The 17,002-nt window shown below is 73.3% G+C and carries 18 protein-coding genes; all 18 read right to left on the bottom strand.

The genetic code is table 11. From position 1 onward, the window contains the following. Nucleotides 1–220: 220 nt before the first annotated feature. Complete coding sequence (locus tag ACI783_RS04565; RefSeq protein ID WP_457139332.1) at nt 221–1,147, bottom strand: hypothetical protein; 927 nt, start codon at nt 1,145–1,147, stop codon at nt 221–223. A gap of 181 nt (nt 1,148–1,328) precedes the next feature. After that, a complete protein-coding gene (locus ACI783_RS04560) occupies nt 1,329–1,589 on the bottom strand; it encodes a hypothetical protein (RefSeq protein ID WP_457139331.1) in 261 nt (86 codons plus the stop codon). Next, a complete protein-coding gene (locus ACI783_RS04555) occupies nt 1,586–4,432 on the bottom strand; it encodes a hypothetical protein (protein WP_457139330.1) in 2,847 nt (948 codons plus the stop codon). The genes ACI783_RS04560 and ACI783_RS04555 overlap by 4 nt, the downstream gene beginning before the upstream one ends. Beyond that, complete coding sequence (gene flhA, locus ACI783_RS04550; protein WP_457139329.1) at nt 4,413–6,458, bottom strand: flagellar biosynthesis protein FlhA; 2,046 nt, start codon at nt 6,456–6,458, stop codon at nt 4,413–4,415. The genes ACI783_RS04555 and flhA overlap by 20 nt, the downstream gene beginning before the upstream one ends. A 263-nt stretch (nt 6,459–6,721) precedes the next feature. Continuing rightward, nucleotides 6,722–7,855 (bottom strand): EscU/YscU/HrcU family type III secretion system export apparatus switch protein, encoded by a 1,134-nt coding sequence (locus ACI783_RS04545; protein WP_457139328.1) that lies wholly within the window; start codon nt 7,853–7,855, stop codon nt 6,722–6,724. A 25-nt stretch (nt 7,856–7,880) separates the two neighbouring features. Beyond that, a complete protein-coding gene (fliR, locus tag ACI783_RS04540; protein ID WP_457084773.1) occupies nt 7,881–8,645 on the bottom strand; it encodes a flagellar biosynthetic protein FliR in 765 nt (254 codons plus the stop codon). 8 nt (nt 8,646–8,653) lie between these two features. Continuing rightward, entirely contained in the window at nt 8,654–8,929 is a 276-nt protein-coding gene (gene fliQ, locus ACI783_RS04535; RefSeq protein ID WP_457084774.1) for a flagellar biosynthesis protein FliQ, read from the bottom strand. Nucleotides 8,930–8,953: 24 nt separating this feature from the next. Then, complete coding sequence (gene fliP, locus ACI783_RS04530) at nt 8,954–9,781, bottom strand: flagellar type III secretion system pore protein FliP (RefSeq protein WP_457139327.1); 828 nt, start codon at nt 9,779–9,781, stop codon at nt 8,954–8,956. After that, nucleotides 9,778–10,215, bottom strand: a complete 438-nt coding sequence (locus tag ACI783_RS04525) for a FliO/MopB family protein (RefSeq protein ID WP_457139326.1) — start codon at nt 10,213–10,215, stop codon at nt 9,778–9,780. The genes fliP and ACI783_RS04525 overlap by 4 nt, the downstream gene beginning before the upstream one ends. A gap of 28 nt (nt 10,216–10,243) precedes the next feature. Beyond that, entirely contained in the window at nt 10,244–10,987 is a 744-nt protein-coding gene (fliN, locus tag ACI783_RS04520; protein WP_457084777.1) for a flagellar motor switch protein FliN, read from the bottom strand. Continuing rightward, nucleotides 10,984–11,955, bottom strand: coding sequence for a flagellar motor switch protein FliM (locus ACI783_RS04515; protein ID WP_457139325.1), 972 nt, complete (start codon nt 11,953–11,955; stop codon nt 10,984–10,986). Before ACI783_RS04515 ends, fliN begins: the two co-directional genes overlap by 4 nt. A gap of 218 nt (nt 11,956–12,173) precedes the next feature. Beyond that, the gene (locus ACI783_RS04510) at nt 12,174–12,407 is read right to left on the bottom strand and encodes a hypothetical protein (RefSeq protein WP_457139324.1); all 234 of its coding nucleotides are present in this window, start codon (nt 12,405–12,407) and stop codon (nt 12,174–12,176) included. Between the two features lie 138 nt (nt 12,408–12,545). Further along, entirely contained in the window at nt 12,546–13,019 is a 474-nt protein-coding gene (locus tag ACI783_RS04505) for a flagellar basal body-associated FliL family protein (RefSeq protein WP_457139323.1), read from the bottom strand. A gap of 64 nt (nt 13,020–13,083) precedes the next feature. Next, nucleotides 13,084–14,022: a flagellar motor protein MotB gene (locus ACI783_RS04500; protein ID WP_457139322.1), complete on the bottom strand. Its 939-nt coding sequence runs from the start codon at nt 14,020–14,022 to the stop codon at nt 13,084–13,086. Next, entirely contained in the window at nt 14,019–14,789 is a 771-nt protein-coding gene (locus ACI783_RS04495; RefSeq protein ID WP_457084781.1) for a motility protein A, read from the bottom strand. The genes ACI783_RS04500 and ACI783_RS04495 overlap by 4 nt, the downstream gene beginning before the upstream one ends. A 3-nt stretch (nt 14,790–14,792) precedes the next feature. Further along, complete coding sequence (locus tag ACI783_RS04490; protein WP_457139321.1) at nt 14,793–15,083, bottom strand: flagellar FlbD family protein; 291 nt, start codon at nt 15,081–15,083, stop codon at nt 14,793–14,795. Nucleotides 15,084–15,274: 191 nt separating this feature from the next. Next, nucleotides 15,275–16,510, bottom strand: coding sequence for a flagellar hook protein FlgE (locus ACI783_RS04485; RefSeq protein WP_457139320.1), 1,236 nt, complete (start codon nt 16,508–16,510; stop codon nt 15,275–15,277). Between the two features lie 27 nt (nt 16,511–16,537). Further along, nucleotides 16,538–16,996 carry a flagellar hook capping FlgD N-terminal domain-containing protein gene (locus tag ACI783_RS04480; RefSeq protein WP_457139319.1) on the bottom strand — a complete coding sequence of 153 codons (459 nt, stop codon included), beginning with the start codon at nt 16,994–16,996 and terminating at the stop codon, nt 16,538–16,540. Between the last annotated feature and the right edge of the window lie 6 nt (nt 16,997–17,002).

Below are 17,002 nucleotides of genomic sequence, written 5' to 3'. Positions count from 1 at the left end.
CACCGAGACCAAGCCCCCCCCCCCCCCCCCCCCCCCCCCCCCCCCCCCCCCCCCCCCCCCCCCCCCCCCCCCCCCCCCCCCCCCCCCCCCCCCCCCCCCCCCCCGGAGCCGGTGCGTCCTCCGCCGCGGTGCCGGGCCGGGCGCCCCGCTTTCCACGCTCTTCGGTCGCTGTCCACGTGCTCCGGTGCGTGGGAAGAGCGCGAGAAGCGTGGGACGCACGTCATCGGAGCTGGCGGGCGAGGGCCCGGTCGATCCGGTCGACGACGACCTGCCGGGTGTCCAGCTCGGCCCACACCCAGCGGACGACGCCCCACCGTTCCTCCCGGAGGGCGTCCTCCCGCCGCTTCTCCTCGAACACAGCATCCCCGGGTGACTGGCCCGGACGGAGCAGTCGGCCGTACTTGAGGCGGCCGTCGAACTCCCCGAGCAGCCGCTGCTGCCGCCAGCCGAAGTCGCTGCGGCCGACGAACCCGCCGTCCGAACGGCGGACCTCCACCTGGAGGTCGGGCACCGGCAGCCCGGCCTCGATCATCACCGCCCGGCTGCGGCTCTCGCCGATGCTCTCGCTGCGCCGATCAGCGGCGGCCACCACCCGCCGGGCCCCCCGGCTGCCCCGGGTGCCGCTCGCCGCCGTCACGACGTCGGCGAGCTCGGCGGGCGTCGTCAGGCCCCGGTGCAGCGCGGCGTCGGCCACGGCGAGCGCCGGCTCGAACGGCAGGGAGCGCGCGAGGTCGACCACCGTGCGGGGAACGCTGGTGACCGCCAGTCCGTCGACCACCACTGCGTCGTCCACCGTGAAACGCGCGGCGTGGGAGTGCAGGCGGCTCTCCCGGACGGCGCGTGCGGGCGGCTGCCGGGTGACGTGCACGCGATCGAGCGGGATGGCCCACAGCGGGAGGCCGTGCACGACCGCGGCCGAGGCGTGACTCACCACCGCTGGGGTGCGCAGGCCGGCCACGGTGGCTCGCACCCGGAGGAGGTGCCGCTGCCGGCGGTCGAGGTCTCCCGGTTCCGCCAGGTAGGCGCCGCGCTGCAGCGTCGTCCACTCGCCGCGCCGGCGGAACCGGCGGATCTCGTCGTCGACCAGGCCGGAGGCGAGGGCCCGGCGCCGCAGCACCAGGGCCGGTGGGCCGGTCATGGGTTCCATGCGGCCACCGTGCCGTCGTCCGGGGCGTCGGCCGGCGGCCCCGGGACATCTGTGGACAACGCCGTGGGAAGTGGACGGCGGGACCCCTCGACGCTGGGTTCCCACGCTCTTCGCTCGCGCCCCCCGTGCTGCGGCGCGTGGAACGCGGGTGAAGAGCGTGGGACGTGCGTGAGCGGGTCGGTCAGGGGGTGGTCGGCTGCTCCGGTGCGGGCTCGGGCACCGGCGCGGTGGCCGGCTTCCGGGCCGGCTTCCGGGCCGTCGTCCGGGCGGGAGCGGTGGCCCAGAGCACCAGCCCGACGGTCACCCACCCGGCGCCCAGGCACCACAGCACGCGGGTGAGCACCTCGTCGGTGCTCAGGTCACCTCGGAGACCGAGCGCGAGGACGGGGATGGCCAGCACGAAGCCGGTCACCAGCACGTCCTTGCGGAACGGGCCGATCACGCCTCCAGCTCCTCCAGCCGCTCGCACAGCAGCGAGGCCCAGCGGTGGGCGGTCGCCCGGGCGCCGTCGATCAGCGCCACCGGCACCTGGAGGTGACCGAGCACGGCGGCCGGGTCAGCGGTCGAGTCGGTGTCCTGCACGACCACCGCGTCGACCCGGGGCAGCCCGCCCAGCCACGGCACCAGGTCCTCGGGCTTGCGGGTCGAGTCGAGCACGGCCCACACCGAGGTCGGCGACCAGACGGCCAGCATGTGCTCCAGCCACGGTCCGCCGGCGGTGCGCAGCGGCGCGTCGACGGCGACGATCGTGACCGTGCCGGCCGACGCGCTGGTCCGGCGACGCTCGAGGGCGGTCTCCAGGGAGCTGATCCGGCTGTGCTGCGGAGCGAGGTGCGCGAGCGCACCGGAGCTGGCCCACTGCACCGTCTCGGGGTCCAGTCGCAGCGTGAGCGCCAGGGCGCGCGCCGTCGCGAAGGTCTCCGCGCCCGGCCCGACGACCAGCAGCACCTCGCCCGGATCGACGGGGAACCGCGGTGCCTGCGGCAGGTGGTCGGTGAAGGTCCGGGTGAGCGCCGCGTACACCCCGCGGGCGGCGACGTCGGCGAGGAAGTCCGGGCCCAGCAGCGTGTGCGGCACCCCGAGGGTGAGCAGCCGGATGACGAACTCCTCGGCGCGGCTGGCCGCGTAGGGCTCGAGCTCGGCCGACCGGGCCGGCACCAGGCGGGTCACCGTGGCCAGCTGGCCCTCGGGCTCGGGCTCGGGCGCGGGTGCGGCCGGCGGGGTGGGGGCGGCGGGCAGCTCGATGCGCACCGGCCGGGTGACCAGCGGGAGCCGGCTGCCGGCGGGGCGGGCCGGGGGCACCGGCGGACGGCCCCCGCGCACCGGTGGCACGGCCGGCCGGGACCGCAGCAGCGGCGGCGCGCCGTCGAGACCACCGGCCCGCTGCGGGGGCAGCAGGGACAGCGGCGGCAGCACGGTGGTGGCGTCCAGCGGCAGCGGAGCCGGGTCGCTCGCGGTGCGGGCCAGGGCCGAGGAGACCACCGGTGCGGCCAGCCGGAACTCCTCGACGGCCTCGGGCTGCCGGGCGTCGCTGCGCCGCGGCGCCTCCTCGACCAGGACGGCGTCGACCACCCGCTGCGGGCCGGTGGCGGCCGGAGCCCGGTCGCCGTGGCCGTCGAACCGGTAGGCGCCGGTGTCGTAGGCGCCGATCGCGTCAGCCGCGTCGACGTCGGCGGGGGCGTAGGCCCACGGCTGCGGGACGTCGCGGACCGGGGGCACCGCGGGCCGGGCGTCGGCCATCCCGGGCAGGGCGAACTCGGCCGTGGCCGGTGCCTCGGTCCACTCGGCTGCCTGGGTCCACTCGGCTGCCTGGGTCCACTCGGCTGCCTGGGTCCACTCGGCCGCCTCGGCGACCTGCTCGGGGAAGCGGTGCCGGCCGCGGCCCGAACCGTTGGCCGCCAGGACCTGCTCGAGCAGGTCGGCCAGCTCGTCGTCGGCGCTGCGCACGGAGTCGACCATGGAGAGGGGAGCTCCCCGGCGCCCGGCCTCGGCGGCCGCCTCGGCTTCCGCGGCCGTGCGGGCGGCCTCGGCCGCCGCCCGGGCGGACGTCTCGGCGGCCTCGGCCTCGGCCTGAGCGCGCGCGGCCTCCAGGCGAGTCGCCTCCAGCTGGGCGGCCTCGACCCGCGCGGCCTCCAGGCGGGCGGCCTCCGCGGCAGCCGCGGCCTCGGCCTCGGCGCGGATGCGGGCGGCCTCGGCGGCGGCTTCGGCAGCCGCGGCCTCGGCCTCGGCGCGGATGCGGGCGGCTTCCGCGGCGGCCTCCGCCTCCGCCTCGGCCTTGATCCGGGCGGCTTCCGCGGCGGCCTCCGCCTCCGCCTCCGCCTTGATCCGGGCGGCCTCGGCCGCGGCGGCGGCCTCCGCCTCGGCGGTGATGCGGGCGGCTTCCAGGCGGGCGGCCTCGGCGGCCGCGGCCTCCAGCCGGGCGGCCTGCAGGCGGGCGGCCTCGGCCGCGACGGCCTGGGCGGCGGCCGCCTCGATCCGGGCGGCCTCGGCGGCCGCTGCCTCACGACGTGCGGCGTCGGCCGCCTCGGACTCCAGCCGCGCGGCCTCGGCGGCGGCGGCCTCGGCCACCGCGACGTCGGCCACCGCCGACTGCACCTGCGCGTCGCTGGACACCATCCGGGTGAGCGCGGCGGCGAACGGGGAGGGGGCGGCGCCGGTGTCCCCGCTCATCGGTTCCTCGCCGGTCAGCGGGGTCTCGGCGAGCTCGTCGGGCGACAGCATGAGGGTGTGCCGGGCCGGGGTGAACGGCGTGGCGGCCGATGCCGCCGCCCGTGCGGAGCCCGTGCCCTTCGCCGACGACACGCGGCTCGTCGCGGAGGAGCGGGAGGACGGCGCGGTGCGGGAGGACGGCGCGGTGGGGGAGGACGGCGATGCGGTGCGGGACGGCGATGCGGCGGACCGGGCGGCGGGGGCGGCCGCGGCGGCCTCGGCCCGGGGCGCACCGGGGCGCGAGTACAGCCCCACGGCCGGCTCGGCAGCGGGGGCCACGCCGAGCAGGTCGGAGAGCTCCTCCATCCGCTCGGCCAGCGAGGGCTGGGCGGCCTTGGCGGCGGCCGCGGCGGTGACCCGGCGGGTGGCCTCCGGGGTCGCCGGGGTCGCCGGGGCGGGGTCGGGCGTGCGTGGCAGCTCCACCTCGGCGACGTAGCGCTCCGAGGCGAAGAAGCCGAACATCCCACCGGTCCTGATCCGGCGCACGCCCACGATGCGCGCGGCCGGCCCGAACTCCTCGCGCGCCGCGGCGATCGCCTCGTCCCGCGTGGCGGCCTCAACGGATCGCGACGGCACCGCTCACCACTCCCAGTGACTCGATCTGGGCCGTGCGGGACACCTCGTTGTAGGAGATGACCGACAGCCGGGGCAGGACCTGGCGGACCAGGCGGGACAGCGCGGCGCGCACCTGCGGCGAGCACACGAGGACGGGGGAGAGGTTCATCCGGTCGGCCTCTTCCAAGAGGTCGGTGCAGCCGCGGACCAGCGCGTCGACGGTGTTGCCGTCCAGGGCGAGCACCTGACCGCCCTCGGTCGGCCGGACCGCCTCCAGCAGTCGCTGCTCGAACGTCGGGTCCAGGGTGATCACGTGCAGCCGCTCGTCCGGGGTGACGTAGGGGTGGCTGATCGCAGCGCCGAGCGCGGCACGCACCGCCTCGACCAGCCCGTCCAGGTCGGTGGAGATCTTGGCGCGCAGCGAGAGGGCCTCGAAGATGCGGACCAGGTCGCGGATCGAGACGCCCTCGTCCAGCAGCGCCTGGAGCACGCGCTGCACCTCGCCCAGGCTGAGCAGCGTCGGGGTGAGCTCCTCGACGACCGCGGGGTGGGTGCGCCGGACCATCTCCACCAGCACCTTGACGTCCTCCCGGCCCAGCAGCGACGAGGCGTTCTGCCGGACGACCTCGGCCAGGTGCGTGGTGATCACCGAGGAGCGGTCGACGACGGTGGCCCCGGCCATCTCGGCCTGCCGCTGCAGCTCGGCGGGCACCCACTTGGCGGCCAGCCCGAACACCGGCTCGCGGGTGGCCTTGCCGGGCAGCCCGTCGAGGTGGTCGCCGATCGCGAGGACCGTGCCGGCGGGCGAGGTGCCCTTGGCCGCGGGGACGCCGTTGAGCCAGATGACGTACTGCGAGGCCGGCAGGTCCAGGTTGTCCCGGGTGCGGACCAGCGGGATGACCAGCCCGGTCTCCATCGCGACCTTGCGCCGCAGGGCCTTCACCCGGTCCAGCAGGTCGCCGCCGCGGGCGGTGTCGACCAGCTCGACCAGGTCGAAGGCGACCTCCAGCTCCAGCGGGTCGACCCGCATCCGGTCGGCGATCGCCTCCGGGGAGTCCGGCTGCGGCTCGGCGGCCGCGACGTCGGTGGCGGGGGTCTCGTCGTCGTCCTCGTCCGGCGCGTCGGTCATCCGGGTGGAGGCGAAGAGGAACAGCGCACCGATGAGGAAGAACGGCAGCTTGGGCAGGCCGGGGATCAGGCACAGCGCCAGCGCGGCGATGCCGGCGATCCGCACCGGCTGCTTGTTGCGGCCCAGCTGGGTCATCAGGTCGTGACCCATGTTGCCCTCGGACGCCGAGCGCGTGACGATCAGGCCGGTCGCGGTGGAGATGAGCAGCGCCGGGATCTGCGAGACCAGGCCGTCGCCGACCGACAGCAGCGAGTAGGTCGACACCGACTCGGCGGGGGAGAGACCCCGCTGCATGATCCCGATCGCGAAGCCGCCGATCAGGTTGATCAGCGTGACGATGATGGCCGCGATCGCATCGCCCTTGACGAACTTGCTGGCACCGTCCATCGAGCCGTAGAAGTCCGCTTCGGCGGTCACCTCGCGGCGGCGCTTGCGGGCCTGCGACTCGTTGATCAGCCCGGCGTTCAGGTCGGCGTCGATCGCCATCTGCTTGCCCGGCATGGCGTCGAGGGTGAAGCGCGCGCCCACCTCGGCGACGCGGCCGGCACCGTTGGTGATCACGACGAACTGGATGATCGTGAGGATCACGAAGATCACCAGGCCGACGATCAGCGAGCCGCCGATGACGAAGTGACCGAAGGCCTCGATGACCTTGCCGGCGTAGCCGTCGCTGAGCACCAGCCGGGTGGAGGAGACGTTCAGCGCCAGGCGCATCAGCGTCGCGATCAGCACCAGCGACGGGAAGATCGCGAACTCCAGCGGCCGCTTGATGTTCATCGCGACCAGCAGGATCAGCAGTGACGCCGTGATGTTGAGGCCCAGCAGCAGGTCCAGCACGGCGGCCGGCAGCGGGACGACGAGCATCAGGACGATGGAGACGACCCCGATGGGGACGGCTGCCTTCGTCAGCTTGCCCACGAGACCTCGTTCCTGTGCTGCAGTGCCGGCGGTGACCGGAGCGCCGCAGCGCCCCTCCACCGCCGTTCTCGGCAGTCCCGGGAACGGCCGGTACCGCACGGCGGAGTGCCACACCGTGCGTCACAGCCGCGCCGCGCGCCCCAGGCGTGGCCCTCCCGCAGGCCCCGCCGCGGGAGGAGGACCCCCGCCGCCCCGCGCCTCCCGGGGCTCGGGCCGGGCCCCGGGAGGCGGCCAGGGGCAGGCGGGCCCTCGGGGCTCCCTCCTCAGCGGCGCCGTCCGGCCTTGGGCAGGCCGTCCACCTCGGGTGCCTCGAACCCAGGCCGGTGCATCCCGCCGCGCACGCCGCGCGCGGACAGGTGCATGACGAACGCCAGCACCCGGGCGACCGCGGTGAACAGCTGGGGCGGCACCTCCTGCCCGAGCTCGCACGACCCGTGCAGGGCGCGGGCCAGCGGCACGTCCTGCACCATCGGCACCCGGCACTCCTCGGCCCGGGCGCGCAGCCGTGCGGCGACCTCGCCGGCGCCCTTGGCGACCACCCGGGGGGCGCCCTTCATCGGGTCGTACTTCAGCGCGACGGCCACGTGCGTGGGGTTGACCAGCAGCACGTCGGCGTCGGCCATCTCCGACATCATCCGGTTGCGGGACATCGACAGCTGGGTGGCCCGCCGCTGGGCCTTCATGTACGGGTCGCCCTCGGACTGCTTGTGCTCCTGCTTGATCTCGTACTTGCTCATCTTCAGCTTCGTCATCGTCTGCTTGCGGACCACCAGGTAGTCCGCGAGCGCGATCGCCAGGCCGGTGAACCCGACGACGCGGAACATCAGCACGGCCGAGTCGGTGAACACCCGGGTGATCTCCGACAGCGGCAGCGATCCGGAGGCGGAGACCAGGTGCTGGGCGTCGTCCGAGGTCAGCGCGATGACCGTGGCGAGAGCGATCGTCTTGATGATGGCCTTGGTCGCCTCCCAGAGGCCGTGCGTGCCGAACATCCGCTTGAAGCCGGGCAGCGGGTTGAACTTCTTCAGCGTCGGCTTCATCCCCTTGGTGGCGATGGTGACCCCGCCCTGGGACGCGGAGGCCAGCGCGCCGATCAGCATCATCGCCAGCGCCATCGGCAGCAGGGTGGTGAGGAAGGCGCTGAGCGCCCGCCCCATCAGTTCCGAGAGCGCAGCCTGATCCGGGTTGTTGGCCACCACGCCGACCTGCACGAACAGCTCCTGCCCGGAGTCGAACGCACTGCCCACCAGCATCGGCAGCAGCACGCTCGCCGCAGCGGCACCCAGCCACGTGCCCAGTTCCTGGGTCCGCGGGATCTGCCCGTCCTTGCGGGACTGCTTGAGCTTCTGCGGTGTCGGCTTCTCTGTCTTCTCACCGCCCGGCCCGTCCTTGGCCATCAGTCCTCACCTCCCGGGACGTCCACTAGCCGCTCCGCAACGAGGTCATCGCCCGCACCGCGGTCTCCATGAGGGAGTCCAGGGCGGGCGGGAGCAGCGGGAAGGTGAGCCCGAGCAGGGCCAGGGTGGTCATGATCTTCACCGGGAAGCCGATGGCGAAGATGTTCAGCGCCGGGGCGGCGCGGGACAGCAGCGCCAGCGCGACGTCGGCGAGCAGCAGCACCGCCACCATCGGCCCGGCGATCTGCAGGGCGGCCAGGAACATCATGGAGAAGGCGGTGACCAGCGCCGACCCCAGCTGGTCGGTGGGCAGCGCGCCGCCCACCGGGAGCCCCTGGTAGGAGGTGACGAAGCCGCGGACCAGCAGCAGGTGGCCGCCGCTGGTGAACAGCAGGGTGATCGCCAGCAGGTAGTGCAGCTTGCCGATCGCCGCGTTGGTGGTGAGCGACAGCGGGTCGTAGGCCGGCTGCAGCGAGAAGCCGCCGGTGACGTCGATGAGGTCACCGGCCAGCTGCACGGCGGTGAAGAGCACCTGGACGACGAAGCCGAGCGCGGCCCCGATGACCGCCTCGGTGATCGTGCAGACGACGAGGAAGCCCGCGGTGATCTCCGGCATCGTGCCCGTCAGCTGGGGGAACACCACCAGCGACAGCGCCACGGCGAGCGCGCCCTTGACCGCCAGCGGGATGCCGTTCGAGTTGAACGGCGGGGCCAGCACGATGAACCCGCCGGCGCGCACGGTGGCCAGCAGGAGCGCGGCCAGCGTCGCCGAGGGGACCTGGAGGTCCACCGGTGCCCTCAGCTCCTGCCGAGCAACCGCGGCAGCGACTCGAACAGGTGCTCGGTGAAGGAGACCAGCTCCGCGAGCACCCAGTTGCCGGTCACCAGCAGCGCGATGGCCACCGCGATCATCTTCGGCACGAACGACAGCGTCGGTTCCTGGATCTGGGTCGCTGCCTGGAACAGCGAGATCATGAAGCCGACCAGCAGGGCGGTCAGCAGGATGGGGGCCGCGACCTTCGCCGCGATGATCATCGTCTGGGTGGCGATCTCGGTGACGTCGGCGTCAGACATGCCGGCCCCCGCTCATCCGGGCGGTCATCCGTACGACCCGACCAGCGCGGTGGTGATCAGCGCCCAGCCGTCCACGATGACGAACAGCAGCAGCTTGAAGGGCAGCGAGACGACCGTCGGCGGCACCATCATCATGCCCATCGCCATCAGCGAGGCGCTGACCAGCATGTCCAGCACCAGGAACGGGATGAACACGACCAGCCCGATGATGAAGGCGCTCTTCAGCTCCGAGAGCACGAACGCCGGGACCAGGGTCATCATGCTGACCGACGCGGCGTCGGCGGGCCGCTCCTCGCCGGACAACCCGATCATCAGCTTGAGCTCGTCGTCGCGGGTGTTGTCCAGCAGGAACGCCTTGAGCGGCTGGACGCCGGAGTCGTAGGCCGCCGAGGCGGTGATCGTGCCGTCCAGGTAGGGCTGCACCGCGACGTCGTTGATGTCGCTGAACACCGGCCCCATGACGAAGATCGTCAGGAACAGGGCGATCCCGGTGAGCACCTGGTTCGGCGGGGAGGTGGGCAGCCCCAGCGCGTTCCGGGTCAGCGCCAGGACCACCAGGATCTTGGTGAACGAGGTGACCAGCAGCAGCGCCGACGGCGCGATCGACAGCGCGGTGATCGCCAGCAGCAGGGTGACCGCGGTGCTGGGGTTGTCGCCCCCGATGTTGATGTCCAGCCCGCCGTTGTCGACCACCGGGGCGACCGGGGCGATCGGCTCGGTGGGCGCGGTCGGTGCGGCCGACGCGGGGCCCGCCAGGAGCACCAGCCCGACCACCGCCAGCACGGCCAGCAGGGCGACCCAGCCGGCCCGACGGCCCCAGCCGCGGGTGACCGGCGTGGCGGGCGCGCTCACGAGCGGCGCACCGTTCGGTCACGCAGCTCCTGCACCACGGTCGTCCACGTGCCGCGGTCCAGCACCGAGCCGGCCAGCGGGCCGGAGCTGCTGCGGGCCAGCGCCGGCACCCGGGTGGCGGGCATCGCGGCGGTCTCGACGTCGGAGGCGGTCGCGTGCGGCCGGGCCTGCGCAGCCAGCGCGGTCTGCAGCTCCTCGTCCTCCAGCTCGGCGAGCAGGGTCACCTGCTCCTCGGTCGACCCGACGACCAGCACCCGGCCGGCGACGCGCAGCACCGAGACGCTGCTGGCCCGGCCCATCCGCTGCCGGCTCACCACCTCGATGACGCCGGTGCCCTGACCCAGACCGCGCTTCTTGGCGATCCGGGCCGCGAAGAGCAGCACCCCGGCGACGAAGGCCAGCGACAGCACGAGCCGGATGACCATCCACGTCATCGCCGACTCCGGGTCGTCGTGCCCTGCGTCACTGGGGGCGCCCGTACTCGGCGGCGTCGGTCACGATCTCGCTGATCCGCAGGCCGAAGTCCTCGTCGACCACGACGATCTCGCCGCGGGCGATCAGGGTGCCGTTGACCAGGAGGTCCGCCGGGGCGCCGGCGGCGCGGTCGAGCTCGATGACCTCACCCGGGTGGAGCGACAGCAGCTCGGAGACCGTCATCCGGGTGCGGCCGATCTCGACGGTGACCTCCATGGCCACGTTGCGCAGCAGGTCCAGGCTGCCGCGCCGCTCGCGCGGCTGGGGCAGGGTGACCTGCAGGGCCAGGGTGGCCGAGATCTCCCCGCCGGCGGCCAGCGGGACGGCGAGGAAGACGCCCTTGTCCCGCAGGCCGTCCAGCGCCGCGACGACGTCCTCGGTGCGCTCGGCGGCGACCCGCACCCGGCCGAGCGCGGCCGCGGCGGCCTCCAGGGCCGGGCGCAGCGCCGTGGGCACGTCCATCGCCCCGACCGGGGAGTTGGTCAGCGCGGCGACGATCTCGGCGGAGAGCACCAGGACGATGTCACCGCTGACCTCACCGCCCAGGGCGGCGGTGACCGCGACGCCGGGCTCGGCCGGCAGCGGGACGGACTCCGGGTCGCTGACCGGGTCCCCGGCACGCAGGTCCAGCTCGGCGGGGAGGGCGGCGGCAGCGGCCTGGGCCGCCGCAGCGACCGCTGCGGCGATGGTCTCGGAGTCCGACGAGCGGTCGGTGCCGAAGGCGGTGGTCATGCTGGGTCCTTTCCGCCGGTCGCGGTGTCGGGGACGATCTCGGCGGCCAGGCGGCGCCGGTGGTTGCTGGGCAGGGCGTGCGCGAACGTGACGTCGTTGGTGGTGACCTGGAGCGGGCTGTCCTGGGCGTGCCGCAGCAGCAGGACGTCGCCCACCGCCAGGGACAGCAGGTCGCCCGAGGGCACCTCGATCGGGTTGAACCGGACGCTCACGTCGACCGGGACGTCGAAGAGCCGCTCGGTCAGCGCCTCGAACGCCCGCTGGCGCTTGTGCCGCGCGGACTCCGACAGCTGCGGGGAGGCGGCGTTGTTCAGCGGGCCGGCGAAGGAGGAGAAGGGCAGCACCAGCGTGAGGTCGGGCTCCCGGCTGCCCACGCGCATGCTGTAGGTGGCGACCATGACCGTCTCCGAACCGGAGGCGGCCTGGGCCAGCTGCGGGTTGTACTCGACGCCGTCCAGCGCCGGGGTGATCGGCGTCACCGGGGCGAACGCCTCGCCGAGCTCGTCGAGCAGCCGGTCCAGCAGGTGACCGGTGATCGCGCTCTCCATGCCGGTCATCGGCCGGGCGGGCTGCTCGCCCCCGCCGGACCCACCGAGCATGTGGTCGACCATCGCCATGGCGGTGTCCAGCGGCCAGGCCAGCACGCCCTTGCCGGCCAGCGGCTCCAGGGTGAAGGTCGCCACGAAGTGCGAGGTGGGCAGCGTGGCGATGTAGTCGTCGTAGGAGAACTGCTCGATGCCGACCAGCTCCACCCGGACGCCGGTGCGCAGCAGCGAGGTCAGCGTGGTGGTCGCCTGGCGGGCGAAGGACTCCTGGGTGATCTGCAGGATGCGGACGTGCTCGCGCGAGAGCTTCGTCGGCCGCCGGAAGTCGTAGGTGCGGGGCTCACGACGACGCGTGCGGCCCTGCCCCTCGGGGCTCCGGGGGGCCGCGCTGGGGGCGTCGGCCACGGTGTCGGACAGGCTCACGCAAGTCCTCATCGGCGGGGGACCGCCGGACCCTGACCAGCCGGTGCCGGGAGTCCGGCACCGGCCGGCACGGGTGTGACCCCAGGGGGACGTGGGGGAGGAGCGCCCCGGTGCGGTGTTGGCCCTGCTGTTACTGGGTGACGTGCTCCGCCGCTCGGACCTGGTCGCCGGGGGGACGAGGTGCGCTGGGTGCTGGTCCCGGGTCCGGGAAACCGCACTCAGCGCACATCGTCCGCCTGACTCGTGTGCTCGTCCCGGTCGAGAACCCGGACCTCGACGGACGAGAGCGGGACGGCGGCGGCGCCCATGACGTCGGTGTCCACGTCGAGCCACATCGGGCGGTCACCGCTCGCCGTCAGCCTCATCGGCGCCAGGTGCTCGGACTCGAGCACGTCGCGCGCGACCCAGAGCACGACGGCCTGCGAACCGTCCGGCCCCTGCCGGACCTGCAACGTGACAGGCGGCCGCGGCTCGCCGGGTGGCGGGTAGGAGCCCCCGGCTCTCACCAGCCGGTCGGCCAGGCGCTCCGGCCACCTCCGTCGGTCATGCATGGCCGGACGCAGCCACTGACGAGACCGTCGGGTCTCCTCTCACTGGGTCACGTACTCGGTGTAGTTGATCTCGTAGACGTCACCGTGGTACGCCTCGATGATCTTCTCCTGCAGGGCGGCCTTCATCGCCTCGCGGTTGGTCTGCACGTCACCGAGCGCCGCGCCGGAGAAGTGCGCGATGGCGATGTCCAGCGCCTTGGAGCCGTCGGGCGTGGGGCCGGCGCCGTGCCCACCGCCGGCGCTCTCCTCGTAGGCGAGGGTGAACTGCAGCGCGATGCCCAGCTTGAGGTAGCTGCCACCGGCCAGGTTGATGGCCACCGGGTCGATGGCCAGCACCACGTGCCCGGCCTCGGGTGCGGGCTCGGCCACGGCCTCACCGGAGCCGCTGAACAGGAAGAAGTACGCGCCACCCCCGATCGCGAGCACCGCGACCAGGGCGATGATCATCAGCTTTCCCTTGCCGCCGCCCGCGGACTCGTCGTCCTCGACGTCGGCCTTCTTCTTCTTGGCCATGGGTGACTCCTCTCGGTGGTGCTGTGGTCGGTGTGGCCGGAACCGGTGGTCGTGGTGGTGCGGCTCAGTTGCCGAGCGCCTGGGCGGCGGCCTGCGCGGCCGCCTCGATCCCGGGCAGCAGCGCGTTGGCCTTGGCCGAGCCGGTGGACAGCAGGATCACGTCCACCCGGCGGTTGACGGTCACGTAGTTCGGGTCGCTGTCCGGGACCAGCGGGCGGGTGCTGCTGTAGCCCGACGCGGACACCCGTTCCTCGGGCAGCCCGTCGACCTCGGTGAGGTGCCGGAGCACCGTCGTCGCCCGGATCACCGACAGCTCCCAGTTCGACGGCCAGGGGCCGCCCCGGGTGACCGGCAGGGAGTTGGCGTGGCCCTCGACCTCGATCCGGTTGGGCAGCGCGGCGAGCGTCGGGGCCATCGCGTCGAGCACGACGACGCCCTGCGGCTGGAGCACCGCGGACTCGGGGGCGAACAGCACCGGGTCGCTGACGACGTGCACCACCAGGCCACGTTCGTCGATGACGAACTCGGCCGCACCGGACATGCCGGCGGCGGCCAGCGCCTGCTGCAGCGCCGCGCGGGCGGCGGCCAGCTGGTCGTAGGCGGCCTGCGCCTCGGCGGCGGTCTGCTGCGCCTGCTCCCTGGCGACCGCCTCGGCAGCCGCCTTCTCGGCCTCGGTCTGCGCCGTGCCGTCGATGGCCGCCTCCTGGGCGACCTGCACGGGCTTGAGCGGGCTGTCGTTCTCGACCGGCGCGTCGATGGCCGCCCCGTCGTTGAGGATGGTGACCGGGGCGCCGGCCCCCTCGCGGGCGCCGTTGGCGAAGGCGGTGAACTTGGCCAGGTCGATCGAGCTCATGGCGTAGAGCACCACGAAGAGCACGAACAGCAGCGTCATCATGTCGAAGCCGGACACCAGCCACCGTTCGTGGTTCTCGTGCTCCTCGTGCTCCTCGTGCTTCTTGGCCCGACGGCCGCCGTGGCCGCCGTGCCCACCGCTCTTGCTCATGCCGCCTCGCGCTCCTGCTCACTGGGCGGGACGAGGGAGGTGAGCTTGGCGCGCACGGTGCGCGGGCTGGTGCCCGCCTGGATCTCGGCGATCCCCTCGACGAGCAGCTCCATCTGGGCGGCCTGCAGCGCGCTGACCCGGAGGATCTTGGCGCCCATCGGCAGGAACCAGAAGTTGGCCGCCATGACGCCCCACAGGGTGGCGATGAACGCCGCCGAGACCATGGGGCCCAGCAGCTCGGGGTTCTGCAGGTTGCCCATCACGTTCATCAGGCCGACGATGCAGCCGAGGATGCCGATGGTCGGCGCGTAGCCGCCCATGTTGTTCATGAACTTGGCCGCGACCTTGTCCTCGGTCTTCTTGGCCGAGATCTCGCCCTCCAGGATGGCGCGCAGGTCCTCGGGGTCGGTGCCGTCGATGCTCATCTGCAGGCCGCGCTTGAGGAACGGGTCCTCGATCTCCTTGACCTGCGCCTCCAGGGCGAGCAGACCCTCCTTGCGGGCCTTCTCGGCCAGGCTGACCAGGGTCTGGATCTGCTCGGTGGCCGGCGGCACCTTGGCCGGCATGACGGCCATCTTGAACCAGGTGGGGATCTTCTTCAGGTCGGTCATCGTCTGGCTGGCCAGCGCCGCGCCGAAGGTGGCGATGACGACCAGGATGATGGCCGGCAGGAAGATCAGCGTCGTCGGGTCGGCGCCCTCCAGGATCATGAAGACGACCAGGGCGACCAGGGAGATGACGAACCCGATCAGGGTGGCGGGATCCATGGGTCAGCGCTCGTCTCGGTTCGGGAAGGGCACGACCGAGGAGTCGTCGGGGCCCTGCAGGTGGTCGGGGGTGGGTGACGGTCGGTGCTCGCCGCGGTCCATCCGGAAGGCCGTGGCCTGGATGCTGGCGCGCCAGTCGCGGATCTCGTCGACGACCTGGTCCACCGTCTCGACGACGACGTACTTGGTGTCGTCGGCGAGGGTGACCACGGTGTCCGGGTGGCCCTCCACGCGCTGCACCAGCTCGGCGTTGAGCACGAAGTGCTTGCCGTTCAGGCGGGTCAGACGGATCACGGTGGAGCTCCCGGGGTCGGCGGTGAGGGTGCTCACCGGTGCGCGCGGAGCGCGGCACAGGTGTCTTCGGCGTCCCGTCGGGACTGCTTGAGCCGAGAGGGCCCGGTCATCCCGACGGGTGACCGGGCCCCTCGGCCCCCTCCAGGGGCCCGCCACGAGCGTGTGAGTGGTGGGGAGGAGGGGGTCCTTCATCAGCGCTTCAGCTGGACCAGGTCCTGGAGGATCTCGTCGGAGGTGGTGATCACCCGGCTGTTCGCCTGGAAGCCGCGCTGGGCGACGATCAGGCCGGTGAACTCCTCGGCCAGGTCCACGTTGGACATCTCCAGCGCGCCGGCCGAGAGCTGGCCCCGGCCACCGGTGCCGGCCTGGCCGACCACCGGGTTGCCGGAGTTGTCGCCGGCGCGGAACGAGCTGTTGCCGGCCTTCTCCAGGCCACCGGGGTTGGTGAACGTCGCCAGCGCCAGCTGACCCAGCGGCTGCCGCAGGCCGTTGGAGTACAGGCCGACGATCGTGCCGTCGTTGCTGAGCGAGTAGCTCTCCAGCGTGCCCAGGGCCGAACCGGTGAACTCGTTGGACTTGCCGGCCGCGGTGCTGGCGCCGCCGAACTGGGTCAGCCCGCCCAGGTCGATGGTGACCGCGCCGGTCCAGCTCGGGAACGGCGGGGTGAAGTCGGCGTCCGGGTCGAAGGTGACCGTCCCCCCGGACGTGAGCTGGCCGGTGGTCGGCGCGGTGCCGGAGAAGGTGAGGCTGCGGGTCACCGTCCGGGTGCCCTCGCTGAAGGTGACGTCCCAGGTGTTCGTGCCGGTGTTGGTCATGACCACCGACATCTCGTGCGCGTTGCCCAGGTCGTCGAACATCCGGATCTGGGAGGTCACCTCGGTCCCCACGGCGGCGCCGGCGGAGAGGTTGCCCTGGATCGTGGCGCCGGTGGTGGGCACCGGGGGCAGCACCTGGCCCTGCGGGATCCGCAGCGGCTCCAGCGGGCCGTTGGGGTCGATGGCCCCGCCCCGGGCCATCCAGCCCTGGAGCACCAGGCCGTCGGGGGTGACCAGGTTGCCGACGCCGTCGGTGTCGAAGGAGCCGGCCCGGGTGTAGAGGTTCTCGTTGCCGGACCGGGTGATGAAGAAGCCGTCGCCGGTGATCATGAAGTCGCTGGAGCGCCCGGTGCTCTGCGCCGAGCCCTGCGTCCAGTTGGTGGTGATGCCGGCGACCTTCACCCCGAGCCCGACCGCGGCCGGGTTCGTGCCGGCGGTCTCGCCCTGCGGGGCCGCGCCGTTGCGCAGCACCTGGGAGAGGGTGTCCTCGAAGACGGTCTGGCTGCCCTTGAAGCCGACGGTGTTGACGTTGGCGATGTTGTTGCCGGCGACGTCCAGCTTGGTCTGGTGCGCCTTGAGGCCGGAGATGGCCGAGAACATGGAACGCAGCATCGGGGGAGCTCCTGAGGTCGGGGGTGGTCAGGCGGTCGGCTGGGTGGCGGGGGTCGGCAGGGTGACGGCGGTGACCCGGCCGAGCGGGACGGTGACGCCGTCGACGACCGCCTGCGGTTCGGTCTCCGCGCCGGCCCCGGCGATCCGGACGGCGCTCACCGTCCCGATCTGGGTCTCGCCGGTGGTGTCGGTGTAGGTCACCTGGTGGCCGACCAGCGCGCCGGCGCTGAGCGACCGCTGCAGCCCGACCAGGGCCTTGTTCTGCTTGGCGATCTCCTCGAGCTTCTCCACCTGGGAGAAGGTCGCGGTCTGCGCCATGAACTCGCTGCTGCTGGTCGGGTTGCTCGGGTCCTGGTAGCGCATCTGCGCGACCAGGAGCTTGAGGAAGACGTCCTTCCCCATCTGGTCGCCGCGGTTGACCGAGGGGCTGGCGTCCGCGGTGACGACGCCGGCGGACCCAGTGGGTCCGGTGACCGGGCTGCTCATCGTTCC

This window comes from Modestobacter sp. SYSU DS0511, assembly GCF_054050755.1.
Note: the sequence above shows the minus strand (reverse complement) of the source record. Positions and strands in the feature narration are given on the sequence as shown.

Excerpts from the sequence above, each read along its gene's own strand:
- ACI783_RS04565 (WP_457139332.1), bottom strand. The coding sequence starts at position 1,147 with ATGGAACCCATGACCGGCCCACCGGCCCTGGTGCTGCGGCGCCGGGCC.
- ACI783_RS04545 (WP_457139328.1), bottom strand. The coding sequence starts at position 7,855 with ATGGCCAAGGACGGGCCGGGCGGTGAGAAGACAGAGAAGCCGACACCG.
- fliQ (WP_457084774.1), bottom strand. The coding sequence starts at position 8,929 with ATGTCTGACGCCGACGTCACCGAGATCGCCACCCAGACGATGATCATC.
- ACI783_RS04525 (WP_457139326.1), bottom strand. The coding sequence starts at position 10,215 with ATGACGTGGATGGTCATCCGGCTCGTGCTGTCGCTGGCCTTCGTCGCC.
- fliN (WP_457084777.1), bottom strand. The coding sequence starts at position 10,987 with ATGACCACCGCCTTCGGCACCGACCGCTCGTCGGACTCCGAGACCATC.
- ACI783_RS04505 (WP_457139323.1), bottom strand. The coding sequence starts at position 13,019 with ATGGCCAAGAAGAAGAAGGCCGACGTCGAGGACGACGAGTCCGCGGGC.
- ACI783_RS04500 (WP_457139322.1), bottom strand. The coding sequence starts at position 14,022 with ATGAGCAAGAGCGGTGGGCACGGCGGCCACGGCGGCCGTCGGGCCAAG.
- ACI783_RS04495 (WP_457084781.1), bottom strand. The coding sequence starts at position 14,789 with ATGGATCCCGCCACCCTGATCGGGTTCGTCATCTCCCTGGTCGCCCTG.
- ACI783_RS04485 (WP_457139320.1), bottom strand. The coding sequence starts at position 16,510 with ATGCTGCGTTCCATGTTCTCGGCCATCTCCGGCCTCAAGGCGCACCAG.
- ACI783_RS04480 (WP_457139319.1), bottom strand. The coding sequence starts at position 16,996 with ATGAGCAGCCCGGTCACCGGACCCACTGGGTCCGCCGGCGTCGTCACC.